Here is a 23,217-nt window from a genome sequence, read left to right as displayed (position 1 = left end):
TCAGCTCCGCTTTATCTCAGTAGGAGAAGGCCATCGGCCGGTCGGCGTCCTGGTCGTGGCCGCCGATCCGGGTGGGCGGGTTGAGGTCGGCCTCGGTGAGCTCGGGCGGTCCGGCCTTGACGTACTTCAGGAGGAGCTTGACCTCGATGACGGCGAGCACCGCGTAGAGCGCCGTGAAGCCGATCATGGAGGTGAGGATCTCCCCCTGCGAGACGCCCGGGGAGACCGCGTCACGGGTCTGGAACACCCCGTACACCACCCACGGCTGGCGTCCCATCTCCGTGAAGATCCAGCCCCAGGAATTGGCGATCAAGGGGAAGAGCATGGTCCAGAGAGCTGTGATCCAGTACAGCTTGGCGAGCTTCGGGCTCAGCACCTTGTTCCTGAAGAGGACCAGATTCGGTACGTCGTCCTCACCGGTCCGCAGCGCCTCCGGCAGCATGAACTTCTTCCGCGTCAGCCAGAGCCCCAGGATCCCGAGGCTGAAGGAGGCCATGCCGAAGCCGATCATCCAGCGGAAGCTCCAGAACGCGACCGGGATGTTGGGCCGGTAGTCGCCCGGGCCGTACTTCTCCTGCTCCGCCTTGTTGATGTCGTTGATGCCGGGGATGTACGAGGTGAAGGTGTCGTCCGCGAGGAAGGACAGCACGCCCGGGATCGAGATCTCGACGGTGTTGTGTCCCTCGGCGACATCTCCGACCGCGAAGAGCGAGAAGGGCGCCCCGTCCTCGCCCTCCCACAGCGCCTCGGCCGCTGCCATCTTCATGGGCTGCTGCTTGAACATCACCTTGCCGAGGAGGTCACCGCTGACCGCGGTCAGCAGGCCGGCGATCACCACGGTGACCAGTCCGAGCCGCAGCGACGTCCGCATCACCCGGATGTGCTTCTTGCGCGCCAGGTGGAAGGCGGCGATGCCGACCATGAAGGCGCCGCCCACCAGGAACGCGGCGGTGATCGTGTGGAAGAACTGGGCGAGCGCCGTGTTCTGGGTCAGCACGTGCCAGAAGTCCGTGAGTTCCGCGCGCCCGCGTTCCTCGTTGATCCGGTAACCGACCGGGTGCTGCATCCAGGAGTTGGCGGCCAGGATGAAGAACGTCGAGAGGATCGTGCCGATGGACACCATCCATATACAGGCGAGATGGATCTTCTTCGGCAGCTTGTCCCAGCCGAAGATCCACAGGCCGATGAAGGTGGACTCGAAGAAGAACGCGATCAGCGCCTCGAAGGCGAGGGGAGCCCCGAAGACGTCGCCGACGAACCGCGAGTAGTCCGACCAGTTCATGCCGAACTGGAACTCCTGGACGATGCCGGTGACCACACCCATGGCGATGTTGATCAGGAAAAGCTTGCCCCAGAACTTGGTCGCCCTGAGGTACTTCTCGTTGTCCGTGCGCACCCAGGCGGTCTGCAGGCCGGCGGTGAGCGCGGCGAGAGAGATCGTCAGGGGGACGAACAGGAAGTGGTAGACGGTGGTGATGCCGAACTGCCAGCGCGCCAGGGTCTCTGGTGCCAGAGCCAGGTCCACGACTCTTCTCCTTACGTCGCCGCGATCACGCCCCCAGGCTGCCCGTCGAACCACCCGATCACGGGAGGAAACGGGATGCGCTTGTGAACGCGTTCACATTCACAAGCAATTATGGCGCACTTGTATTCGAAGCCGTCCGGTGGGGGGTGGTTTCCGGCCGACCGGCGCGAGCCGCCCGAACCGGACAGGCCCCCGGACCGTGCACCGGGGGCCTTAGACCTGCAGAAGAAAGGTGGCCCCGGACCTCGGTGATCGAGGTCCGGGGCCACCGGGGGGCGGGCGGCAGCCGCGCCGCTACAGCTCCCGGCCGAAGGACTCCGCCACCTTCAGGAACACGTCATTGGCCTCGGCCTCGCCGATCGTGACCCGCACTCCCTCACCGGCGAAGGGCCGCACGACCACACCGGCCCGCTCGCAGACCCCGGCGAACTCGAGCGTGCGCTCCCCGAGCCGCAGCCAGACGAAGTTGGCCTGCGACTCCGGAACGGTCCAGCCCTGCCGCACCAGCCCCTCGTACACCCGGGCACGCTCGCCGACCAGCGATCCGACCCTGCCCAGCAGCTCGTCCTCGGCGCGCAGCGAGGCGACCGCCGCGTCCTGGGCGACCTGGCTGACACCGAACGGGACGGCCGTCTTGCGCAGGGCCGCCGCCACGGGCTCGTGCGCCACCGCGAAACCGACCCGCAGACCGGCGAGGCCGTACGCCTTGGAGAAGGTGCGGAGCACCGCGACGTTGGGCCGGTCCCGGTAGATCTCGATCCCGTCCGGCACATCGGCGTCCCGGATGAACTCCTTGTACGCCTCGTCGAGCACGACCAGGACATCGTCCGGGACACGGTCGAGGAACCGCTCCAGCTCCGCCCGGCGCACCACCGTGCCGGTCGGGTTGTTCGGATTGCAGACGAAGATCATCCGCGTCCGGTCGGTGACCGCGTCGGCCATCGCGTCGAGATCGTGCACCTCACCGTCGGTCAGCGGCACCTTGACCGACGTCGCGCCGCTGACCTGCGTGATGATCGGGTAGGCCTCGAACGAGCGCCAGGCGTAGATGACCTCGTCCCCCGGCCCCGAAGTGGCCTGGAGCAGCTGCTGAGCGACACCGACCGAGCCCGTGCCGGTGGCCAGGTGGGAGACCGGCACACCGAATCTGTCGGCCAGCTCGTTCATCAGGCCGGTGCAGGCCATGTCCGGATACCTGTTGAAGTCCGCGGCCGCGGCGAGCACCGACTCCATCACACCGGGCAACGGGGGGTACGGGTTCTCGTTGGAGGACAGCTTGAAGGCAACCGGCCCCTCCGCGGACGCCGGCTTGCCCGGTACATACGCAGGGACGCCGTCCAGCTCGGCGCGCAGCTTCGGGCTCGTCTCGCTCACCGCAGGTCCTCCTCGACCGTCCGTACACATCAATACTGCTCACCTTATGAGGATTGGGCACCTGTGCGAACGGCCAGGCTCCGAAATCGCCCTCCCGGACGGGAATCGCCTGCCTTGCGCCGCTCCGGCCGGCGCCGGGAGGGGGGAGCGCCGCACATTACGCCGCGCGCCGGTCGCTCACTCCGTGGCGCGCATCCCTCGAACAGGTGAGTTGAGACCTCTTCGAGACATGGACCATTCAGCAGGTTCCTGCGCACCGATGCATGACACATCGATACGGAAGGCGCCAACGCCCTTGCTTTGCAAGGCATTTACGCCTTAATGATCATGCAGTAACGTGCCTGTCAACGTGGGCATATGCGACCGGCCTGACCGGGCTCCGGAGCCCTACTATCGGCTCGCCATGACAGCAGCAGGGAAGCACCAGGTGAGCCGGACAGAGACGCCCCGGCGCAGCGGCCGGCAAGGACGGGCGGGGATCCGGGATGTAGCCGCGGCGGCCGGCGTCTCCATCACGACCGTGTCCGACGCTCTCAACGGCAAGGGCAGGCTCCCGGATGCCACCCGCCGCCATGTCCGCGAGGTCGCCGAACGGCTGGGCTACCGCCCGTCAGCGGCTGCCCGAACCCTCCGTACCGGCAAGTCGGGGCTCATCGGCCTGACCGTGACCACGTACGGGGATGAACCTTTCACCTTCACCGAATTCGCGTACTTCGCGGAGATGGCGAGAGCCGCCACATCGGCCGCGCTCGCCCGTGGCTACGCCCTCGTGATCCTCCCCGCCACCTCCCGACACGACGTGTGGTCGAACGTCGCGCTCGACGGCACGGTCGTCATCGACCCCTCCGACCAGGACCCGGTGGTCACCGAACTCGTGCGCCAAGGGCTTCCCGTCGTCTCCGACGGCCGCCCGGCAGGCACGCTCCCGGTCACCGCCTGGGTCGACAACGACCACCGGGCGGCCGTCCTCGACCTCCTGGACCACCTCGCGGCCGCGGGAGCCCGCCGCATCGGACTGCTGACCGGCACCACCACCGACACGTACACCCGGCTCTCCACCACTGCCTATCTGCACTGGTGCGAGCGGGTCGGCCAGGATCCGGTCTACGAGTCCTACCCGGCCCACGACCCCTGCGCCGGCGCCGTCGCCGCGGACCGCCTCCTCGCCCGCCCCGACCGCCCCGACGCCGTCTACGGGCTCTTCGACCCCAACGGCACCGATCTGCTGGCCGCCGCGCGCCGCTACGGCCTGCGGGTCCCTGAGGACCTCCTGCTGGTCTGCTGCAGCGAATCCACGGTGTACGCGTCCACCGAGCCCCCCATCACCACGCTCTCGCTGAAGCCCCGCAGGATCGGCACGGCCGTCGTCCAGCTCCTCATCGACGCCATCGAAGGGGTCGAGCACGACGGCCCGGTGGAGCAGGTGATACCGACGGAGCTCATCGTCCGGACGTCCTCGCAACGACGTCCGCCGCGCACCACCGTCAGCCCTCCGCGATCACCTGCCGGGGACTGAACGGATTAATCCGGACCAAACGGCCGATGAACCGGATGCTCGCACGGATTCAACACCCCTGGTGCGTCACAGAGCACGATCCGCATTCCTATGATGGGCGCACGACACCGCGGACCACCTCTACCAGGCAGGGCCCGTCAGGTGTACGGAGGCGCGACGGTGGTGGAGGGGTCGATGACTCAGGGGGCCGGTCAGGAACCCGTGGTGCGGACAGCGACGTTGCGTGACTTCCGCGTACCGCCGTATGCGCAGGTGCCCATGCCCGCGCCCTTGCCGCACCCCGGCAACGCAATGGTGGGCGACGAACCGCCGGAGGGGTACACCCCCACCGAGCGCGATCTTCCCGTGATCAACCGTGGCGACACCGTCCAGGTGGAGACCGTGCCGGAGGCCCGGCCCGCCGCCGACTCCGGCCGCGGTCCGCTGTACGTGGTCGGGGACGTCCATGGCTACCTGGACGAGCTTTTGGCCGCCCTGCGTGAGCAGGGCCTCGTCGACGCCGACGGCCGGTGGGCGGCGGGCCACGCCAGGCTCTGGTTCCTCGGCGACTTCACCGACCGCGGTCCGGACGGCATCGGCGTCATCGATCTCGTCATGCGCCTCTCCGCGGAGGCCGCGGCCGCCGGCGGGTACTGCAAGGCGCTCATGGGCAACCACGAACTGCTGCTGCTCGGTGCGAAGAGGTTCGGCGACACCCCGGTGAACTCCGGAGCCGGAACGGCGACCTTCCAGGCCGCCTGGCTGCTCAACGGCGGCCAGAAGACGGACATGGAACGGCTCCAGGACGTCCACCTCCAGTGGATGTCCCGGCTCGACGCGGTGGTCGAGGAGGACGGGCATCTGCTGATGCACTCCGACACGACCGCCTACCTCGACTACGGATCCACCATCGAGGACGTCAACGACACGGTGCACGCCATTCTCACGCGGAACGACGCCGATGAGTGCTGGGACCTCTTCCGCAAACTCACCAAGCGGTTCGCCTTCCGCGACGAGGGCGGCGCCCAGGCCGTTCGCGAACTGATGTCGACGTACGGCGGGCAGCGCGTCGTCCATGGCCACAGCCCCATTCCGTATCTCCTCGGAGAGGTCGGAACGGAGGAGGGCGAGGAAGTGGCACGGCCCGTGGTGAACGGCCCGCACGTCTACGCGGAAGGGCTCGCCATCGCCATGGACGGCGGGGTGACCATGGCCGGAAAGCTGTTGGTCGTCCAACTTCCCCTGCATGACTGACGGTCGTCGGGGAAGACGCATGACGACCCGACACCGTCAGCCACTGGGCCAATTTCCGGAAACACCCTGTCACCCCGTGCCGTAGGCGCTCTACCATCGGCGTACCAGTCGCAGGCTCTCCTCCGTTTCCGCCCGATCGCCCGGCCCTTACGGTCGGTCAGGCCCTACGGAGCATCGGGGGATGCACATGAAAAGCGCTCCGCACCTGCTGGCCGAGGACCGCCCCGAGTACGAGCGGATCCTTGCCGACGCGCTGCGTCATGCTCACGAACGGCCGGATCTGGACGGAATCGGCGACCGTCTCAACCCGGAACAGCTGCGGACGATGGCGCTCAACGCCACGCCCCTGATCACCGCGGCGGCGGCCACCGAGTACGACCACTACGTGAAGGTCCGCGGCGAGCTGCGCGGGCCCGGGGACCCGGACGCCCAGGCGTCCGTCCTCAGCCCCGCCACGGAAGAGGCCGACCCCACGGGCGCCGGCACCCTCGCGGTGATCGCCGTGCTGGCACCGGTCCTCGCGGGTGCGGCCGCGCTCATATTCCTGGCCGTCGGCTACCCGCTGAAGGCGCTCAGTCCCGCCCCGGCCTTCGCCGGAACCATGGTCGCCGCCGGGTGGTTCTTCGCCGCCGTCGCAGCCGCGGCCATCCTCGTCGCCGCGGTGGGTCTCCTCGTCACCGCCCTGCGCAACGGCGCCACCGCGCTGCCGGCCGTGGACGAGGAGGAGGAACTGCCCGAGGACGTGGCGCGTGCCCGGGAGGCATGGCGCCACGCACTGCTGGAACGCGGAATCCTCCCCTTCCTCCGGGACGCGCTGGCCGATCCGACCGCGGGGCCCGCCTCGCGCACACCGCACCGCTCGGCCAACCGGATCCCGAAGATCGGCTACAGCAGGCCGGACTTCTCCGGACCGGAGGACGGCCCCTCGGCCGGTCCGCGCCCCACCTTCACCAGCCCCGACTTCACCAGCCCCGACTACGGCGGCCCGGAGCACCAGCCGGAGTGATCCGGCGGGACCCGGCACGGCAGAGGCCGGAACGGCGTGCTGCCGTTCCGGCCTCTGCAGGCATCACACCCGGTGAGGAGCTCAGATCCCCTGCGGGGCGAGCTTCGGGTTCGGGCCGTACTCGTTCACCTCGCGCACACCCTCGAGGCACATGAAGACGAGCAGGATGATGCCGCCGACGAGCGGGACGAACGAGATCAGGATCCACCAGCCGGAGCGGCCGGTGTCGTGCAGGCGGCGCACGACGACGGCTATCGTCGGGATGATCACGGCCAGCAGGTAGATGATGTAAGGAATCTGCGAGTCGATGGCCAGGCCGAGCAGGCTCAGGACGACCGCGATGATGAAGTTGAAGAGTACGAACATCCAGTACTCCTTGCGGCGCGCACGCCCGCCGAAGCCCGCGTAGTTCTTGAGTACAGCCAGGTACCAGTTCACTGTGCTTCCCTCCCCTGGCGCCCCCGTTCGGGGCGCACACCAATTTCGGCCAAGCACAGCGGAAGGTAAAGCACAGATAAGGAAACGGTCAACACCGTTCGGGCTGCCGCGGAAACTTACATCGACCTGCAGCACGGCTGTGTCCATACTGACGCCGAAAGTTCCTCGGGGGTGCGACAGGACGGTGCCGAACGGCCTGAACCAGCCATTGTGGGCACTCTTCATGCTCTATCGCCGCAATCTGACGATCAGACGAACGCCCCCTCTTGTCCGGCCCTACGCCGCCCATCGATCCGGTCCGGGAAAATCCGATGGCCCGTCGGCTGGGCCACGTGACAGCCTTCGGGGTCATGGATGCGGACATCTGGAACACCCAGGTAGCGCAGAGCTACGACGAGTCCTCCGCCCACATGTACACGCCCGAAGTCCTGGGCCCCACGGTCGACTTCCTCGAACGCCGTGCGGGCCGCAGCGCCGCGCTGGAGTTCGCCGTGGGAACCGGACGGGTCGCACTTCCGCTGAGTGCTCGGGGTGTCGGCGTGGCGGGAATCGAGAAGTCCGGACCGATGGCACGGGAGCTCGGCAGGAAGCGCGGTGGCAGCGACATCGCCGTGACCGCCGGAGACATGACCACCGCCCGGGCTCCGGGCACTTTCAGCCTGGTCTACGTCGTCTACAACGCCCTCACCTGCCTGCTCTCCCAGAGCGAGCAGGTCGCGTGCTTCCGCAACGCCGCCGAGCATCTGGAGCCGGGCGGCCGCTTCGTGGCCGAGGTGTTCATCCCCGAACTGCAGCGTCTGCCACCGGGCGAGACCGCCCGCCCGATTCACGTCGGCGAGCGGCACGTCGGCTTCGACACGTACGACCTGGTGAAGCAGCAGGTGGTCTCGCACCACTACTCGATCGCCGACGGCCGGGTCTCCACGTTCCTCTCGCCCCACCGCTACGTCTGGCCCGCCGAACTCGATCTGATGGCGGAGCTCGCGGGCCTGGAGCCGTCCGAGCGGTGGGCCGACTGGACCGAGGCGCCGTTCACGGCGTCCAGCAGGTCGCACGTCTCCGTGTGGAGGAAGCCGCCCACGGTGTGAGAACCGGACGGCCGGCAGCGGCTGTGCGCCACCGGACCGTGGCAGGGGCTCGTCGGGCCCCCGCCACGGTCAGCGGGTCAGTCCGCCAGCGGCAGGTACACGCGGTTGCCGCTCGCTGCGAACTCCCTGGACTTCTCCGCCATCCCCGCCTCGATCGCGGCCTGTTCGTCGCCGTGCTCCCGCCGGATGTCGTGGGAGATCTTCATCGAGCAGAACTTGGGCCCGCACATCGAGCAGAAGTGGGCCGTCTTCGCGGGCTCGGCCGGCAGCGTCTCGTCGTGGAACTCCCGCGCGGTGTCGGGGTCGAGCGCCAGGTTGAACTGGTCCTCCCAGCGGAACTCGAACCGGGCGTCCGACAGGGCGTCGTCCCACTCCTGCGCCCCGGGGTGCCCCTTGGCCAGGTCCGCCGCATGAGCGGCGATCTTGTACGTGATGACACCGGTCTTCACGTCGTCACGGTTCGGCAGCCCCAGGTGCTCCTTGGGCGTGACGTAACAGAGCATCGCCGTCCCCCACCAGGCGATCATCGCCGCGCCGATGCCCGAGGTGATGTGGTCGTACGCCGGTGCGACGTCCGTGGTGAGGGGGCCCAGCGTGTAGAAGGGCGCCTCCTCGCAGATCTCCTGCTGGAGGTCGATGTTCTCCTTGATCTTGTGCATGGGGACGTGCCCCGGGCCCTCGATCATGGTCTGTACGCCGAACCGCTTGGCGACGGTGTTGAGCTCGCCGAGCGTCCGGAGTTCGGCGAACTGGGCCTCGTCATTGGCGTCGGCGATGGAGCCGGGACGCAGTCCGTCACCGAGCGAGTACGTCACGTCGTACGCCGCGAGGATCTCGCAGAGCTCCTCGAAGTGCTCGTACAGGAACGACTCCTTGTGGTGTGCCAGGCACCATGCGGCCATGATGGAACCGCCGCGCGAGACGATCCCGGTCTTGCGGCGGGCCGTCAACGGAACGTACGGCAGCCGCACCCCGGCGTGCACCGTCATGTAGTCGACGCCCTGCTCAGCCTGCTCGATGACGGTGTCCTTGTAGATCTCCCACGTCAGCTCCTCGGCCCGGCCGTCGACCTTCTCGAGTGCCTGATAGAGGGGGACGGTGCCGATCGGCACGGGGGAGTTGCGCAGGACCCACTCGCGGGTGGTGTGGATGTTGCGGCCGGTGGAGAGGTCCATGACCGTGTCGGCGCCCCACTTGGTGGCCCAGGTCATCTTGTCCACCTCCTCCTCGATCGAGGAGGTGACCGCGGAGTTGCCGATGTTGGCGTTGACCTTCACCAGGAAGCGCTTGCCGATGATCATCGGTTCGATCTCCGGGTGGTTGACGTTGGCCGGCAGGACCGCCCGGCCCGCCGCGATCTCCTCGCGCACCACCTCGGGTCCGACGTTCTCCCGGATCGCGACGTACTCCATCTCCGGGGTGATCTCGCCCCGGCGGGCGTACGCGAGCTGCGTGACGGGCCGGCCGTCGCGGCTGCGGCGGGGCTGGCGCGGGCGGCCCGGGAAGACCGCGTCCAGGTTGCGCAGACCGCCCCTCGGCGCGGTGTGCTTCAGTCCGTCGTCCTCGGGACGCGCGGGCCGTCCCGCATACTCCTCGGTGTCTCCCCGGGCGATGATCCAGTTCTCCCGGAGAGGGGCCAGCCCCCGGCGTACGTCGGTGTCGGTGGTGGGGTCGGTGTACGGCCCGGACGTGTCGTACAGCGTCACGTCCTTGCCGTTGGTGAGGTGCACCTGACGGACCGGCACCCGGAGATCCGGGCGTGAGCCCTGGACGTAACCCTTGTGCCAGCCGATGGACTTCCTGGCCTCGTCGCCCTCACCGTTCTGGGCGTTCTGCTTCGAGGCAGGCGTGCGTGCGTCCGCTGTGGTCATGAGACCTACTCCCTACGCCGGCATTACCCGGTAACAGGTTCGGCGGTCGGCGCAGCGTGTCCCGTACGGATATACGGAGGTCAGCGCCCTCTCAGCCCGGTGCTCCGAGCTCCCGCGTGTACAAATGTGCCTCCACGCTAACCTCCGTTCTGGCGTGCTGGCCAGAGGGCCTCCCCGGTTCTTGGGATGATCGCCGGGTGACGTCCCCCGGAAGCGCCCCCGAACCCCACGGCCCCGCATCAGGCAGCACACAGAATCATGCGCACGGCCACACCCACAGCCACGGGCCCGCCGCACCTGTGTCCAAGCATCTGCGCAAGGTCATCGCGGCCGTGCTGATCCCCTTCGCCACTGCGGTCCTGGTCGGCCTCGTTGCCTTCTGGCCCGGCGGAGCACCCGCCCATGAGCGCACGGGAGTCGGCTTCGACCGCCAGACCCAGGACGGGAAGGTCACCCAGGTCGTGTCGGTCGACTGCGCGGACGTCAACGCCTCACAGGTACCGCCGACCGGAGACACCTCCACCGCGTCGGGACGCGAAGCCGTCAACGAGCAGTCGGGGGAGTGCAAGAAGGCCACGGTCGAGGTGACCACCGGCAAGGACGAGGGCCGTACGTTCGTCGAGGTCGTCCAGCCCGACGCACCCCGGCAACTGCGCGAGGGCCAGGGCGTGGTCGTCGCGTACGCACCCGACGCGCCCCGGGACCTGCAGTACTCGGTGACCGACGTGGACCGCTCGTTCCCGATGGCGCTGCTCGCGGGGATCTTCGCCCTCGTGGTGGTCGCGGTGGGCAGGCTGCGCGGTCTGATGGCCCTGGTCGCTCTCGCGGTCTCCTTCGCCGTGCTGACCCTGTTCATCCTTCCGGCGATCCTGCAGGGATCGAACCCCCTGGTCGTCGCGGTGATCGGGGCCAGCGCCATCATGCTGATCGCCCTCTACACCTGCCACGGACTGACGGCCCGCACCTCCGTGGCCGTCATCGGAACACTCATCTCGCTGCTGCTGATCGGGCTGCTCGGCTCGCTCTTCATCGGCTGGGCCAGCCTGTCCGGGAACACGGATGACAACACCGGCCTGATCCATGGGCTGTACCCGGGCATCGACATGAGCGGCCTGCTGCTCGCCGGTGTGATCATCGGCTCGCTCGGTGTGCTCGACGACGTGACTGTGACCCAGACGTCGGCGGTCTGGGAGCTGCACCAGGCGGACCCGACGATGGGCGTGCGCCGGCTCTACCGGGCGGGTATCCGGATCGGGCGCGACCACATCGCCTCGGTCGTCAACACGCTCGTACTCGCATACGCGGGCGCGGCGCTTCCCCTGCTGCTGCTGTTCTCGATCGCACAGAGCAGCGTGGGCACGGTGGCCAACAGTGAGCTCGTCGCCGAGGAGATCGTCCGCACGCTGATCGGATCGATCGGCCTGGTCGCCTCGGTGCCGGTGACGACGGTGCTCGCGGCCCTGGTGGTCTCCGCGGACCGCACGGGGCTCGGCGCGGAAGCCGGAGCTCCTGCACCCGCACGGACCGGGAGGGGACGACGCCGCAAGGCGTGAGCCGGGACACGGGACGCATGGACCCGGGCCACCGGTGCTCGGTGATCAGCCGGATCTTCCTTCTTCAGCCGGCGTTCTGTTCCTTGGCGAGGATGCGGCCCAGCGCCTCTTCCAGATTGCCGTCGAAGTCACCCAGCGTGTGCTCCTGCCCCAACGGCACCAGCTTGTCCGTCCGGTCGAGAAATGCCACAAGAGGTGCCGTGCCGGCTCTGAAGAGCGCACGGTCCGCGCCGACCTGAAGGCGGATGTGTACATCCGACAGCCCTTCGGGCTCGGTCGGGCCGATGTGCACATCGCCGTCACCACTGGGGCTGTTGAGGCCGTCGAGCAGCAGCTCACGGCCGAATGCCCAGGTGACGGGGGCGTCACCTGGCAGGTGGAAGGTCATCCGGATCGCATACGGATCACTGACCTCGTACCGGAGCTCCACCGGAATACGGAAGGAGAGCTCCTCGGAGACGAGGAAGCTCATCATGACCTCTGCTTGAACCGACTCGCGCATCGTTCAACCCCGCAGTAGATGAAACTGGCCAGGAATGATCCCCCATGGCCCTATTGACGCCATCGTGGTGCACGCGATAGCAGATCACAAGGAGTGATTTTTCAGATACTGATAGAGAACACGAACGAGCGCAAGAGAGTGGTCACTTCGCAGCGTAGTTGTTCGACTGCGGGGAGCAACCGTTCCTCTTGGTGCAGGGGGAGAGAAACAGCCATGGCCGCCACGGCGGAACCGACAGTGATCGGAATGGCCGCACAGACGGTTCCCTCGGCGTACTCCTGCCGTTCGACGACAGGTTCCGTACGTTTCATCGATCTCAGCCGGTTCAGCAACGCCTGACGGTCCCTTACGGAGTAACGCGTCAGCGGCCGGACCGGGTGCCGGTCCAGATGATCCTCGCGCGCACGCTCGTCGAGCTGCCCGAGAATGCACTGTCCGAGGGCGTGGGCATGGCCCGTCTCGCGGAACGAGGCCCACTCGTGCACCGCGGGGACGGCCGGCGTCTCCGCCACGGCGACCATCTCGATCTCGCCATCCTTGTACAGGGCGCAGTACACAGGGGCACCGATGACGTCCGCCCAGTGGGCGAGCGATTCGACGATCACGCCGGGACGCGGCGTCGCGGGGCCTCCGCCCAGACGCGCGGCAGCGGCTCCGAACAGGAAGACACCGTTCTCCCTGCGGAGATACCCCTCATGGGTCAGGGTCCGCAGCAGGTGGTAGGCGGTGGGAAGGGGAAGCCCGGCCTCCCGGGCGAGCTGCTTGGCCGGCGCCCCGTCCCGATGGGTGCCCACAGCCTCCATAAGTCTCAACGCCCGCTGAACCGAACCGATCAACGTCGGGACAGCGGTACTCGATGCCGTGGTCACAGGTCACCCCCAGGCATGGTGACGGGCTCTCAGCCCACCCGCGGGGGCCGCCCCCACGGGCCCGCCGCGAGCCTGGGGTCCGGAGACCGGACCGTCGCACAAACCACTGGGCAGGATGGTGACGGACCGTCATTTCCCAGCTGGCGGCAGCGGTACGCCACTGTATCCGTACGTTCAGTCACGAGTGAGGTTTCGACCGTGACTTAGCTCAGCTGGGCTAATCGCCGGATTCCGTTGCCGCCACGTGGTCTCCGGAACACCGCGTGACCGGGCGCCCGGCCGCGGCTCTACCAGTCGCTGCGCTCGGACGAGGACATGAACTTCCGCACGACGAAGATCAGGCCGCCCACGAGGACGACGAATACCAGCGCCTTGAACAGCAGCCCGATGACGAACCCGACCACACTGGCGATCAGCCCGCCGAACACGACGATCGCGATGAGAGGCACCGCGACCCACTTCACCCACCAGGGCATCCCCGCGAAAATCTCCCGCACCGCCATCGCCGCTACCTCGTCTCTGTGAGTTCCTGCTTCGATGCTAGAGGCGCGAGGGTGGCCGGCGGGCGCCCGGGAGCCCTTGAAGTCCCCTGAGTGATCCCCTAGGGAACATCGGGACGTGAGGGGCCCGGGCCCCGGGAGAACCGGGTCAGCCCTCGGGCGGGGAGAAGATCACCATCACCCTGAGGTCCTCGGTGATGTGGTGGAACTTGTGAGCGGCGCCCGCAGGTACGTACACGACGCTCCCCCGCGCCACCTGCGTGGTCTCCGTACCGACCGTGATCGCGGCGCGGCCGCTCACGACGAGGTAGACCTCGTCCTGTTTGTGCGGCTGCTGGGGGTCGAGGGCGCCGGCGTCCAGGGCGTACAGGCCCACGGACATGTTGCGTTCCCGGATGAACTGCAGATAAGCGCCGTCGTTGGCAGCACGTTCCGCCTCCAGCTCGTCCAGTCTGAATGCCTTCATCGTCCGTCCGCCCCTCGCACCCGTGCTGGTCTGTCCCGGCGGTGCCCGCCACAGATCATGTCTGCCACGATCAGACACATGAAGAATTTCGTAGTCAAGACGATCGCCAACGCGGGTGCCCTGGCCGTGGCCATCTGGTTGCTCCAGGACATCACGCTGACCGGGGACAACACCGCGCGCAAGGTGCTCACCCTGATCGTGGTGGCCTTGCTCTTCGGTCTGGTGAACTTCATCGTCAAGCCGGTGGTGAAGCTGCTCACCCTGCCCCTGTTCATCCTGACGCTCGGGCTGATCACACTGGTGGTCAACGCCCTCATGCTGATGCTGACCTCGTGGCTGGCCGGCGTCATCGACGTGAGCTTCCATGTCGAAGGCTTCTGGACCGCGGTCCTGGGCGGGCTCATCATCTCGGTCGTGTCCTGGGCGCTCAACGTGGTGCTCCCCGACGAGGACTGATCCACCCCTTGATGACACAGTGCAGGACGGACCGGTGGACGCCGGGGAGAGATGAGGTAGTGACATGAGCACCACGGGCGACGGGACGCGGGCCGTACGAGCCGGCCTGCCGGAACCGGAGCAGTACGAGCCCACGCTTCCCGGTCCGGTCTTCGCCGCGCACTTCCATCTGTCCGGTGAGCCGGTCGGCCCCTACACCTACGGCCGGGAGACGAATCCGACCTGGACCCACCTGGAGCGCGCCATCGGCGAGCTGGAGGCGCCGGGGGAGCAGGTCGAGACCACGGTCTTCGCCTCCGGGATGGCCGCCATCTCGTCCGTGCTGCTGTCCCAGGCGCGTACGGGGGACGTCGTGGTCCTGCCGAACGACGGCTATCAGGCGCTCCCCCTGGTGCGGGAGCAGCTGGAGGCGTACGGCATCGAGGTGCGGACCGCACCGACCGGCGGCGACGCCCAGCTGGAACTGCTCGACGGAGCGAAGCTGCTGTGGATCGAGACCCCCTCCAACCCCGGCCTCGACGTCTGTGACGTGCGCAGGCTGGTGGAGGCCGCGCACGCCGCGGGTGTTCTGGTGGCGGTCGACAACACGCTGGCCACCCCTCTCGGCCAGCGTCCCCTCGAACTCGGGGCGGACTTCTCGGTGGCCAGTGACACCAAGGGCATGACCGGGCACGGGGACATCCTGCTCGGCCATGTGAGCTGCCTGGACCCGGAACTCGCGGCCGGCGTGCGGCGCTGGCGCAAGGTGGTCGGCGCCATCCCCGGCCCCATGGAGGCCTGGCTCGCGCACCGTTCGCTGGCCACGCTGCAGCTGCGGACCGACCGCCAGTGCGCGACCGCCCTGACACTGGCCGAGGCCCTGTCCGAGCGGGCGGACGTGGCGGGGCTCCGGTACCCGGGGCTGCCCGGGGACCCCTCGTACCCGACCGCCGTCCGGCAGATGCGGCGCTTCGGCTCCGTGGTCTCGTTCGTGCTGGCGGACAAGGGCACCGCGGAGCGCTTCCTGGCCGGGCTCCGCCTGGTCGACGACGCGACGAGCTTCGGCGGCCTACGCTCCACGGCCGAGCGCCGGGCCCGCTGGGGCGGGGACACGGTTCCGGAAGGCTTCATCCGGTTCTCGGTCGGCGCCGAGGATCCCGAGGATCTGCTGGCGGACGTGGAACGCGCGCTGGACGCCTCCGTGCGCTGACCTTTCCCTTCGGTCCCAGCAGGACCGGTCCGGGTCGGGCGTCCCCGTCAACCGGACCGGTCCTGCTCCGGACGGGTGGTCCGAGCCTCCCCCCTCGTGACTCGGACCACCCCGGTTCCTGCGCCGAGAACCGCTTGGACAAGGCTAGTTGACTGTGCGTCAGTGTCCAATCACAGTAGCGACAGCAACCTATCGACATATTTATAGTTGGGGCCGTCGTGAGGGACGGCACAGTATGCGCGAGGCTGGAGGGGCGGACCATGGACCTGGCCCTGCTGCGCACATTCGTCACGGTGCACCGGGCGGGTTCGTTCACCCGGGCCGCCGCCCTGCTCGGCCTGTCCCAGCCGGCCGTCACCTCGCAGATACGCGCGCTGGAACGTCAGCTGGGCCGCCCGCTCTTCCTGCGCAGGGCCCGCGGGGTGACCCCGACCACCGTCGGCGACGAGCTGGCCCACCGGGCCGCCCCTCACCTGGACGCCCTGGTCGACATCGTCGAGGTGGAGCTCGACGCGGAGGCGGGGGCGCGCACACTGCACCTGGCGGGCCCCCCGGAGTTCACCTCCGTACGGGCCCTGCCCGCCCTCACCCCTCTGATCTCCCAGGGGCTCGCGCTGCGCAGCACCTTCGTCGCGAACCCCGAGGACGCCCTCGAAGGGCTGGCGGCCGGACACCATGATCTGGCCATCACCACCGCCCGTCCGCGCGGTGGACTGCTGACGTCGACCACCCTCTGCGACGAGGAGCACGTCCTGGTCGCCGCGCCGCGCTGGGCAGGGCGCCTGGGCCCCGGCGCGTTGCGTCACAAGGGCTCCGTACTTCTGGAGCAGTTGCCGGTGGTCGAGGTGCACGAGAGCCTCCCCCTGGTCTCCCGATACTGGGCGACGGTCTTCGACAGCCGCCCCGCAGCGTCCGCCGCCGTGATCGCGCCGGACCTCCGTGCGGTCCTGGAGTGCGCGGCAGCGGGCGCCGGCCTCGCCGTACTGCCGCGCTATCTGTGCGAGGACGCGCTGGAGCGGGGGGAGGTCGTGGCGCTGCTGGACCCTCCGGTTCCACCGCTGCGCACGTACTTCCTCATAGCGAGGACCGGCACACTCGGCCTCCCGCACATCGCACGGGCGCACGAGTGGCTGGTGCGTGCTGCCGTGGACTGGTGACCGGTCGGCTGACAGGAGTTTCAGATCGGGTTTCCTGGGCCACTCTCTTGCCATGACCGAACGTCCGGTGGTCAAGCGCACAGCACGCGCCGTCCTTCTCGACGGCGATGACCTCATCCTGATCAAGCGCACCAAGCCCGGTGTCGATCCGTACTGGCTCACGCCGGGTGGCGGAGTCGAGCCGGAGGACGCCACCGTCGTCGACGCACTGCACCGCGAGGTCGACGAGGAGCTCGGCGCCAAGATCCTCGATGTCGTGCCCTGCTTCGTGGACACCGTCGAACATATCGCCGGCGGCGGCGTCAAAGGCGTGAAGGTGCAGCACTTCTTCGTCTGCCGACTCGCCTCGATGGACCCGTCGCGTCGCCATGGACCGGAAATCGACGAACCATGCGGGGAGTACGAGATCGTCCGGGTGCCCTTCAGCCGCGTCGGCATCGCGGCCGTACACCTCGTGCCCCTGTCACTGCGGCACTACCTGGACGGCAACATCGAAGGCGTACGGGCGATGCACGCACCCGACCTGGGCTGAGCCGGGTGGGGAGGAAGTGCGGCGTAGGCGGAACACTCCCGCCTACGCCGAGGCCAGTAGCCGGGGATACTCCCGCTGTCAGATGACCGTTCACTCCGCGCTTGGCACCGTGTTTCACGTGAAACCACTCAAGCGTCCTGCGCGCCGCAGCATCCTCGTCGCCCACGTAGCGGTGTCCGTGAGCTGGCTGGGCCTCACCGTGGGGCTGCTGACTCTCGGCCTCACCGCGTTCCTCACCAACGACGCCGCGATGGCTCAGGCGGCCACCCGCGCCATGAAGGTCTTCGGTGACTGGCTCGTCGTGCCGGTCGCCCTGCTGTCCCTTTTCAGTGGTCTGCTGCTGGCGCTCGGCACCCCGTGGGGCCTGGCCAGGCACCGTTGGGTCTGGACGAAGTTCTGGCTGACTCTGATCACCGCGGGGTTGTCGGTGTTCTCGCTCCGACCGGGCATCAACGAGGCCGCGGCCCGGGGTGCAACAGACATCGATCTGGTGATCGCACCCTCGGTGGCCACGGCCACGTACCTCTTCATCACCGCGATATCGGTACTGAAGCCGTGGGGACCGACTCGCCGGGGCCGTCGGCTGCGGCAGGCTCAGCAGGATGCGCGGCAACCTGCCGGCCGGGGGTGACCGGGCGCCGGTCGAGCACACCGGAGAGCACCGCCAGAAGCAGCGCGGCCGCTGCGAGGGCGGCGCCGACCCAGTTGGGCGCGGTGTAACCGAACCCGGCCGCGATCACGATGCCGCCCAGCCACGCCGAAAGCGCGTTCCCGAGGTTGAAGGCTCCGATGTTGACGGCGGAGGCCAGGGTGGGCGCACCGGCCGCCTGGTCGAGAACGCGCTTCTGGAGCGGCGGAACGGTGGCGAAGCCGAGAGCCCCGATGAGGACGATCGTCACCGCGGCAGCGATCTTGTTGTGCGCGGTCAGCGTGAACAGGGCCAGGACCGCGGCCAGCGCACCGAGCGACACGTACAGCATCGGCATCAGATGGCGGTCGGCGAACTTCCCGCCGAGCAGATTCCCGCCGACCATGCCGAGCCCGAAGAGGACGAGCAGCCAGGTGACGGAGGATGTCGCGAAGCCGGCGGTCTCCGTCATCATCGGGGTGATGTACGTGATCGCCGCGAAGACGCCGCCGAAGCCCAGGACCGTCATCGCCATGGCGAGCAGCACCTGGACATTGCGGAACGCGGCCAGTTCGTGGCGGATCCGCACCCCCTGGGGCTTCGGCTGCTCAGGAACGAGCTTCGCCACGCCGAGGAGGCCCAGGACACCGAGCCCCGCGACGACGAAGAACGTGACGCGCCAGTCGAGGGTCTGACCGATGAAGGTCCCCAGCGGGACGCCTACGACGTTGGCGACCGTGAGCCCGGTGAACATCATGGCGATGGCACCGGCCTTCTTCTCCGGGGCGACCAGATCCGCCGCGACGACCGATCCGATACCGAAGAAGGCGCCATGGGCGAGTGAGGCGATCACTCGTCCGGTGAGCATCGCACCGAAGGTCGGGGCGAGTGCGGACACCACGTTCCCCACGACGAAGAGCCCCATCAGGAGCATCAGCATCCGCTTTCTGGTCACCCGGGTGCCCAGAGCGGTCATCAGCGGAGCCCCGAGGACCACGCCCAATGCGTAGCCCGTGACCAGGAAGCCTGCGGTCGGGATCGAGACGTGGAAGTCCGCCGCGACATCGGGAAGCAACCCCATGATCACGAACTCGGTGGTGCCGATTCCGAATGCCCCGATGGCGAGGGCGAGGAGCGCGAGCGGCATGGGTGGAACCTTCCTGAAAGATTGCGTCTGCGCCTTACGAGCGTCCACAATAATTGCAGACGCTCTTTAATTGCAAGCGCGGGCTATTGCGTGTGTGCCCTATCCTGGGGGGAGCAGCTGAGGGAAGCAGCTCCCGTACGGAGGAGAGACCATGACAGCGACAGATCCCGCACTGACGGCCCTCGCGCAGAGCTGGTGCGCCCTCTCCCTGCTCCACGGGAAGATCGAGGCCCGCATCGAACGGGCGCTGCAGACCCGCCACAGCCTCAGCGCGCGTGAGTTCTCGCTGCTCGACGTACTGAGCCGCCAGCACAGCGGCACCGGCGGACACCTGCAGATGAAGCAGGTGGCGGACGCCGTGGTGCTGAGCCAGAGCGCCACCACGCGGCTGGTCACCCGTCTCGAGGACCGGGGGCTCCTCACCCGCTACCTCTGCGACACAGACCGGCGGGGCATCTACACGGACGTCACCGAAGCGGGCCTCACGCTGCTGAGCGAGGCGAGGCCGACCAACGACACCGCCCTCCGCGCCGCTCTCGACGAGGCTGCCGAGAACCCGGAGCTCGCCCCGCTGGTCCGGACGGTCGAGGCACTGAAGGTCCCCGCCTGATCGGGCCGGTTTGCGTAGTCTGCCGATCATGAGCGATCTCGACATACGTCCCGCGGCACTCGCGGACATCCCCGCCATCGTGGCCATGCTCGCCGACGACCCACTGGGTGCGCAGCGCGAGTCGCCGGACGACCTCACGCCCTACCACGCCGCGTTCCGGCGGCTCGCCGACGACCCGAACCAGCATCTGACCGTGGCCGTGCGCCAGGGCCGCGTCGTGGGCACCCTCCAGCTCACGATCGTCCCCGGGCTGTCCCGGCGTGGTGCGACCCGCTCCGTCATCGAGGGCGTCCGCGTCCACGCGGACGAGCGCGGCAGTGGCCTCGGCACGCAGTTGATCCAGTGGGCCGTCGATGAATCCAGGCGTCAGGACTGCCAGTTGGTGCAGCTGACCTCGGACGCCACCCGTACGGACGCCCACCGTTTCTACGAGCGGCTCGGCTTCACCGCGAGCCACGTGGGCTTCAAACTCACCCTCTGAACCGCAGAGTCCCGGACAGCTCCGCCGGCAGGGAGATCACGTGCACCGCATCGATGACGAGCAGCGCAGGATCAGGCTCGGCCGGCGGCATCTGCTGGCCCCGTCCGCGCGGGCCACGTCCGCCGTCGCTGTGGCGGACGCCGTCGTCGCCCTGCATGCGACCGACGCCGCCACGGTCTTCCTCTCCATCTGCGCGCGGCTGACCGACCCCGGGGTCGGGGCGGTGGAGCGGGCGCTCTACGAGGACGTCTCACTGGTGCGGCTGCTCTCCATGCGCAACACGTTGTTCACCGTGTCCGCGGAGGCCGCACCCGCCATCGACGCGTCGAGCGCACGCGCCGTGGCCGTCAAGGAACGACGGCGGCTTCTCAAGCACCTGCACGAGGACGGCCAGGGGCTGGACGAGCGTTGGCTTGCCGATACCGAGCTCCAGACGCTCGCCGCGCTGACCGCTCGGGGCCACGCCACGGGGAGCGAGCTGTCGGCGGCCGTTCCGGCTCTGCGCACGAAGATCACCCTCTTCCCCGGGACGAGGCAGGAGGCGGTGCAGGGAATAGCCACCCGGGTGATCCGGGTGCTGGCCGCCGACGGGCGCATCCGGCGGGACCGGCCGCGCGGTTCGTGGACTTCCAGCCAATTCCGCTGGACGGCGGCCGAGCCATGGCCCGCCTCGGATCCCGCCGAGGCCCGGGCGGAAGTGGCCAGGCGCTGGCTCCTCTCCTACGGTCCCGCGACCGAAGGCGATCTGAAGTGGTGGACCGGCTGGGGCGTCCGTGAGACGCGCGCGGCCCTGGCTGCCGTCGGCGCCGAGGAGGTCCAGCTCGACAACGGGGCAGTCGGCTGGGTCGCTCCCGGGGATCTCGCCACCGAACCTTCTCCTGAGCCCTGGGCGGCCCTGCTGCCCGGCCTGGACCCGAGCGCCATGGGCTGGGCCGACCGCGGCTTCCACCTCCCCACCGGTCATCGAGCCGTCCTCTTCGACCGTGCCGGCAACATCGGCCCCACGGTGTGGTGGAACGGCGGGATCGTGGGCGGCTGGGCCCAGCGCGCGGACGGCGAGCCGGTGTGGCGCCTGCTGTCCGACGTGGGACGGGAGGCTTCACAGCTCATCGAGGCAGAGGCGGGCCGGCTGTCGGCGTGGGCGGGCGACGCCCGGGTCACCCCGCGCTTCCGGACACCTCTGGAACGCGAACTGACGGCCTGATTCCGTGCCACCAAGGGTGTTTCACGTGAAACACCGGCCCGTGCCCCTCAGAGGACGAGCCCTCGCCAGCCACCCTCGTCCACCCCACCGGGGATCTCCGCGCTCCGCTCGTACGGTTCCCGGGTGAAGACGAACGACCCCAGGTCGAGATGGTCCACCGAGCCGTCATCGGCGCGTACGACCCTGAGCGTCTCCCCCGCGTAGTAGCCGTTGAGGCCCGTCCAGGTCCCGTCGGGGCGTGCCCGGAACCGGGCCGCGCGACCGGCGCCCCGCAGCGGCTGAAACTCCAGGCCCCGGTCCGCGAGCAGCTTCAGGGCATGGACCTGGGTGCCCCAGTACCAGGGCCCCGTCAGCGACAGCAGCTCTTCGTCGACCTCGGGCAGCGGGCGCCAGGGCTCGGGGATCCTCGGCTCCGCGTCCGCGACGATCTGCACGAGATCCGCGGCCACCGTACCGGTCAGGGGGCCCGAGGTGGCGTTCGAGAGCACCACGGCAGCCACGTCGTCCTCGACGCTGAACCACAGCGTGGCCAGGAAGCCGGGGAGCGATCCCGAATGGCCGAGGAGTGTGCGGTTCCCGCGCCGTACGGCCTGAAGACCGAGACCGTACGTACCGGCCCAGTCACCCGCTTCGGCCGGAGCGGCGGGAGCGCGCATCTCCGCGACCGAGGACGCACGGAGCACCCGGTCGTCACCCTGAGCCAGGAAGGCCGCGAAGCGGAGCAGGTCGGTGGTGGTCGACCAGAGCTGACCGGCCGGTGCCATCAGTCCGAGGTCCTCGGACGGCTCGGGCATCATGACATCGGCCCATGGGTGGACGGCCCAGCCGCCCGCATGCGGGGCATGCGCCTCCGGGGTCGTACGGTCCATCCCCAGCGGTTCCAGAATCTCGCGGTGCAGCGCCTCAGCCCAGGACTCCCCGCGCAGCCTCTCCACGAGCGAGCCGAGCAGCGTGTAACCCGGGTTGGAGTAGTGGTGCCCGTGGCCGGACGGGTGGATCACCGGCCTCTCGCCGAGCACATCCGCCAGCTCAGGCCGCGTGGAGCCCGGGGTCCTCTCCCACCACGGGGCCGGCGTCTCTGCAGCCAGACCCCCACTGTGGCCCAGCAGTTGGAAGACGGTCAGGTGCCCGACGTCCGTGCCCGGCAGGTGCTTCTCCAGGGGATCGTCCAGATCCAGCAGCCCCTCGTCGCGCAGGCGCATGACCAGCACAGCGGTGAACGTCTTGGTGATGGAACCGATCCTGAACTGCGTTTCACCATCGGGCTCGTGGCCGTCCACACAGCTACGGGCGCCGCTCCAGGCGATCTCCCCCTCCTTCTGCACCGCGGCGACGAGGGAAGGGGTCCGGCCTTCGGACTGTGCGGTGGCGACACGGTGCAGCAGGGCACGCCGGGTGCTGGGAAGCAGGGCTTCGGAAGAGGTCATGCCCAAGCATGACCCGCGCCTCATCAGCTTGACGAACCCATTTGGCCCGACGGGCCGACGCCGGGACCGTCCCGCGGCGCCACGGGCGAACCGTCTGATCAGCGTGTGCGGCTGTACGTCCTGACGAGCACCCCGTTGTCGAAGACACGCACGTTCTCCGCGCAGGCGGGTTGGTGGTGGGAAGGCCACGGCCCCCGGTCCGGGGCACGACTACGGCACCGAGAGTGCTTCAGGCACGGTGGCTGCGCAAGCGCCTTTCCCGCAGTGCCGAGCCCTTTCGTGCAGGTACGGCGCGAGCGTCCGTAAGCGCTCGGCGCAGGCTTCATCTGCCCAGTACCGCGACGCAGTGCCCGGAATAGTCGGCTCCGTGAGGAGGTTCAGCGGGTTATCGCCTGCGCAGCGACGCTCTCCCGGGCGTCGCCGTCCGAGGGGCGAACGAGGGATG

The 23,217-nt window shown here is 68.7% G+C and carries 23 protein-coding genes and 1 riboswitch; of the genes, 13 read left to right on the top strand and 10 right to left on the bottom strand.

The genetic code is table 11. The features are described from left to right. Positions 1–16: 16 nt before the first annotated feature. Together OG379_RS19980 and hisC are read right to left on the bottom strand one after the other, a co-directional pair. Positions 17–1,525: a cytochrome ubiquinol oxidase subunit I gene (locus OG379_RS19980; RefSeq protein ID WP_405664561.1), complete on the bottom strand. Its 1,509-nt coding sequence runs from the start codon at positions 1,523–1,525 to the stop codon at positions 17–19. A 294-nt stretch (positions 1,526–1,819) separates the two neighbouring features. Further along, positions 1,820–2,899, bottom strand: coding sequence for a histidinol-phosphate transaminase (hisC, locus tag OG379_RS19975; protein ID WP_362927572.1), 1,080 nt, complete (start codon positions 2,897–2,899; stop codon positions 1,820–1,822). Positions 2,900–3,302: 403 nt separating this feature from the next. Between hisC and OG379_RS19970 the strand changes: the two genes are divergently transcribed. From OG379_RS19970 to OG379_RS19960, 3 genes are all read left to right on the top strand, one after another. Then, positions 3,303–4,415, top strand: coding sequence for a LacI family DNA-binding transcriptional regulator (locus OG379_RS19970; protein ID WP_329230827.1), 1,113 nt, complete (start codon positions 3,303–3,305; stop codon positions 4,413–4,415). Between the two features lie 174 nt (positions 4,416–4,589). Next, positions 4,590–5,648, top strand: a complete 1,059-nt coding sequence (locus OG379_RS19965) for a metallophosphoesterase (RefSeq protein ID WP_393763721.1) — start codon at positions 4,590–4,592, stop codon at positions 5,646–5,648. 181 nt (positions 5,649–5,829) lie between these two features. Further along, a complete protein-coding gene (locus OG379_RS19960) occupies positions 5,830–6,654 on the top strand; it encodes a hypothetical protein (RefSeq protein ID WP_393763720.1) in 825 nt (274 codons plus the stop codon). 81 nt (positions 6,655–6,735) lie between these two features. Here the strand turns inward: OG379_RS19960 and OG379_RS19955 are convergent, their stop codons facing one another. Next, positions 6,736–7,092 (bottom strand): DUF805 domain-containing protein, encoded by a 357-nt coding sequence (locus OG379_RS19955; protein WP_401523358.1) that lies wholly within the window; start codon positions 7,090–7,092, stop codon positions 6,736–6,738. Between the two features lie 350 nt (positions 7,093–7,442). Between OG379_RS19955 and OG379_RS19950 the strand changes: the two genes are divergently transcribed. Beyond that, positions 7,443–8,180: a methyltransferase domain-containing protein gene (locus tag OG379_RS19950; RefSeq protein ID WP_405664560.1), complete on the top strand. Its 738-nt coding sequence runs from the start codon at positions 7,443–7,445 to the stop codon at positions 8,178–8,180. 77 nt (positions 8,181–8,257) lie between these two features. On the opposite strand, the gene thiC is transcribed toward OG379_RS19950, so the two are convergent. After that, on the bottom strand, positions 8,258–10,051 hold the full coding sequence (gene thiC, locus OG379_RS19945; RefSeq protein WP_405664559.1) for a phosphomethylpyrimidine synthase ThiC: 1,794 nt from the start codon (positions 10,049–10,051) through the stop codon (positions 8,258–8,260). Next, positions 10,044–10,177: riboswitch (TPP riboswitch) on the bottom strand. Its footprint overlaps the gene before it by 8 nt. A 71-nt stretch (positions 10,178–10,248) precedes the next feature. Here thiC and OG379_RS19940 point away from each other — a divergent pair. After that, positions 10,249–11,604: a YibE/F family protein gene (locus OG379_RS19940; protein WP_405664558.1), complete on the top strand. Its 1,356-nt coding sequence runs from the start codon at positions 10,249–10,251 to the stop codon at positions 11,602–11,604. A 64-nt stretch (positions 11,605–11,668) separates the two neighbouring features. Here the strand turns inward: OG379_RS19940 and OG379_RS19935 are convergent, their stop codons facing one another. The 4 genes from OG379_RS19935 to OG379_RS19920 all read right to left on the bottom strand — a co-directional run bounded on the left by OG379_RS19935 (position 11,669) and on the right by OG379_RS19920 (position 13,941). Beyond that, complete coding sequence (locus OG379_RS19935) at positions 11,669–12,106, bottom strand: SsgA family sporulation/cell division regulator (protein ID WP_073750747.1); 438 nt, start codon at positions 12,104–12,106, stop codon at positions 11,669–11,671. 101 nt (positions 12,107–12,207) lie between these two features. Beyond that, complete coding sequence (locus OG379_RS19930) at positions 12,208–12,975, bottom strand: IclR family transcriptional regulator (RefSeq protein WP_393763709.1); 768 nt, start codon at positions 12,973–12,975, stop codon at positions 12,208–12,210. Positions 12,976–13,262: 287 nt separating this feature from the next. After that, positions 13,263–13,472 carry a DUF5326 family protein gene (locus OG379_RS19925; RefSeq protein WP_099173639.1) on the bottom strand — a complete coding sequence of 70 codons (210 nt, stop codon included), beginning with the start codon at positions 13,470–13,472 and terminating at the stop codon, positions 13,263–13,265. Between the two features lie 151 nt (positions 13,473–13,623). Then, positions 13,624–13,941, bottom strand: a complete 318-nt coding sequence (locus OG379_RS19920; protein ID WP_362927564.1) for a cupin domain-containing protein — start codon at positions 13,939–13,941, stop codon at positions 13,624–13,626. Between the two features lie 78 nt (positions 13,942–14,019). Between OG379_RS19920 and OG379_RS19915 the strand changes: the two genes are divergently transcribed. The 5 genes from OG379_RS19915 to OG379_RS19895 all read left to right on the top strand — a co-directional run bounded on the left by OG379_RS19915 (position 14,020) and on the right by OG379_RS19895 (position 17,906). Continuing rightward, positions 14,020–14,397: a phage holin family protein gene (locus tag OG379_RS19915; RefSeq protein WP_405664557.1), complete on the top strand. Its 378-nt coding sequence runs from the start codon at positions 14,020–14,022 to the stop codon at positions 14,395–14,397. A 64-nt stretch (positions 14,398–14,461) separates the two neighbouring features. Beyond that, positions 14,462–15,586, top strand: coding sequence for a cystathionine gamma-lyase (locus tag OG379_RS19910; RefSeq protein ID WP_405664556.1), 1,125 nt, complete (start codon positions 14,462–14,464; stop codon positions 15,584–15,586). 260 nt (positions 15,587–15,846) lie between these two features. Beyond that, positions 15,847–16,743, top strand: coding sequence for a LysR family transcriptional regulator (locus OG379_RS19905; protein WP_405664555.1), 897 nt, complete (start codon positions 15,847–15,849; stop codon positions 16,741–16,743). A gap of 52 nt (positions 16,744–16,795) precedes the next feature. Beyond that, positions 16,796–17,275: an NUDIX domain-containing protein gene (locus OG379_RS19900; RefSeq protein ID WP_405664553.1), complete on the top strand. Its 480-nt coding sequence runs from the start codon at positions 16,796–16,798 to the stop codon at positions 17,273–17,275. Positions 17,276–17,393: 118 nt separating this feature from the next. Then, positions 17,394–17,906, top strand: a complete 513-nt coding sequence (locus tag OG379_RS19895; protein ID WP_405664551.1) for a DUF2269 domain-containing protein — start codon at positions 17,394–17,396, stop codon at positions 17,904–17,906. On the opposite strand, the gene OG379_RS19890 is transcribed toward OG379_RS19895, so the two are convergent. Further along, a complete protein-coding gene (locus tag OG379_RS19890) occupies positions 17,806–19,050 on the bottom strand; it encodes an MFS transporter (protein WP_405664549.1) in 1,245 nt (414 codons plus the stop codon). The two genes, OG379_RS19895 and OG379_RS19890, sit on opposite strands and share 101 nt — an antisense overlap. A 151-nt stretch (positions 19,051–19,201) precedes the next feature. On the opposite strand from OG379_RS19890, the gene OG379_RS19885 reads away from it, so the two are divergent. The 3 genes from OG379_RS19885 to OG379_RS19875 are packed head-to-tail and all read left to right on the top strand — an operon-like array spanning position 19,202 to position 21,345. After that, the gene (locus tag OG379_RS19885; protein WP_393763694.1) at positions 19,202–19,660 is read left to right on the top strand and encodes a MarR family winged helix-turn-helix transcriptional regulator; all 459 of its coding nucleotides are present in this window, start codon (positions 19,202–19,204) and stop codon (positions 19,658–19,660) included. A gap of 28 nt (positions 19,661–19,688) precedes the next feature. After that, positions 19,689–20,141 carry a GNAT family N-acetyltransferase gene (locus OG379_RS19880; RefSeq protein ID WP_393763692.1) on the top strand — a complete coding sequence of 151 codons (453 nt, stop codon included), beginning with the start codon at positions 19,689–19,691 and terminating at the stop codon, positions 20,139–20,141. 40 nt (positions 20,142–20,181) lie between these two features. Beyond that, positions 20,182–21,345, top strand: a complete 1,164-nt coding sequence (locus OG379_RS19875; protein ID WP_405664546.1) for a winged helix DNA-binding domain-containing protein — start codon at positions 20,182–20,184, stop codon at positions 21,343–21,345. 47 nt (positions 21,346–21,392) lie between these two features. Here OG379_RS19875 and OG379_RS19870 read toward each other — a convergent pair whose 3' ends face one another. Continuing rightward, positions 21,393–22,772 (bottom strand): serine hydrolase domain-containing protein, encoded by a 1,380-nt coding sequence (locus OG379_RS19870; protein WP_405664544.1) that lies wholly within the window; start codon positions 22,770–22,772, stop codon positions 21,393–21,395. Positions 22,773–23,217: the final 445 nt, after the last annotated feature.

It is taken from the genome of Streptomyces sp. NBC_01166, assembly GCF_045039765.1.
Lineage (GTDB): Bacteria > Actinomycetota > Actinomycetes > Streptomycetales > Streptomycetaceae > Streptomyces.
The sequence above is the reverse complement of the archived record's forward strand: the minus strand, read 5'-3'. Positions and strand labels throughout refer to the sequence as shown.

What these genes read in the sequence shown, in the direction of transcription:
- OG379_RS19970 (WP_329230827.1), top strand. Translation starts at nt 3,303, where the DNA reads ATGACAGCAGCAGGGAAGCACCAGGTGAGCCGGACAGAGACGCCCCGG.
- OG379_RS19965 (WP_393763721.1), top strand. Translation starts at nt 4,590, where the DNA reads ATGACTCAGGGGGCCGGTCAGGAACCCGTGGTGCGGACAGCGACGTTG.
- OG379_RS19960 (WP_393763720.1), top strand. Translation starts at nt 5,830, where the DNA reads ATGCACATGAAAAGCGCTCCGCACCTGCTGGCCGAGGACCGCCCCGAG.
- OG379_RS19950 (WP_405664560.1), top strand. Translation starts at nt 7,443, where the DNA reads ATGGATGCGGACATCTGGAACACCCAGGTAGCGCAGAGCTACGACGAG.
- thiC (WP_405664559.1), bottom strand. Translation starts at nt 10,051, where the DNA reads ATGACCACAGCGGACGCACGCACGCCTGCCTCGAAGCAGAACGCCCAG.
- OG379_RS19935 (WP_073750747.1), bottom strand. Translation starts at nt 12,106, where the DNA reads ATGCGCGAGTCGGTTCAAGCAGAGGTCATGATGAGCTTCCTCGTCTCC.
- OG379_RS19920 (WP_362927564.1), bottom strand. Translation starts at nt 13,941, where the DNA reads ATGAAGGCATTCAGACTGGACGAGCTGGAGGCGGAACGTGCTGCCAAC.
- OG379_RS19915 (WP_405664557.1), top strand. Translation starts at nt 14,020, where the DNA reads ATGAAGAATTTCGTAGTCAAGACGATCGCCAACGCGGGTGCCCTGGCC.
- OG379_RS19910 (WP_405664556.1), top strand. Translation starts at nt 14,462, where the DNA reads ATGAGCACCACGGGCGACGGGACGCGGGCCGTACGAGCCGGCCTGCCG.
- OG379_RS19905 (WP_405664555.1), top strand. Translation starts at nt 15,847, where the DNA reads ATGGACCTGGCCCTGCTGCGCACATTCGTCACGGTGCACCGGGCGGGT.
- OG379_RS19900 (WP_405664553.1), top strand. Translation starts at nt 16,796, where the DNA reads ATGACCGAACGTCCGGTGGTCAAGCGCACAGCACGCGCCGTCCTTCTC.
- OG379_RS19890 (WP_405664549.1), bottom strand. Translation starts at nt 19,050, where the DNA reads ATGCCGCTCGCGCTCCTCGCCCTCGCCATCGGGGCATTCGGAATCGGC.
- OG379_RS19885 (WP_393763694.1), top strand. Translation starts at nt 19,202, where the DNA reads ATGACAGCGACAGATCCCGCACTGACGGCCCTCGCGCAGAGCTGGTGC.
- OG379_RS19880 (WP_393763692.1), top strand. Translation starts at nt 19,689, where the DNA reads ATGAGCGATCTCGACATACGTCCCGCGGCACTCGCGGACATCCCCGCC.
- OG379_RS19870 (WP_405664544.1), bottom strand. Translation starts at nt 22,772, where the DNA reads ATGACCTCTTCCGAAGCCCTGCTTCCCAGCACCCGGCGTGCCCTGCTG.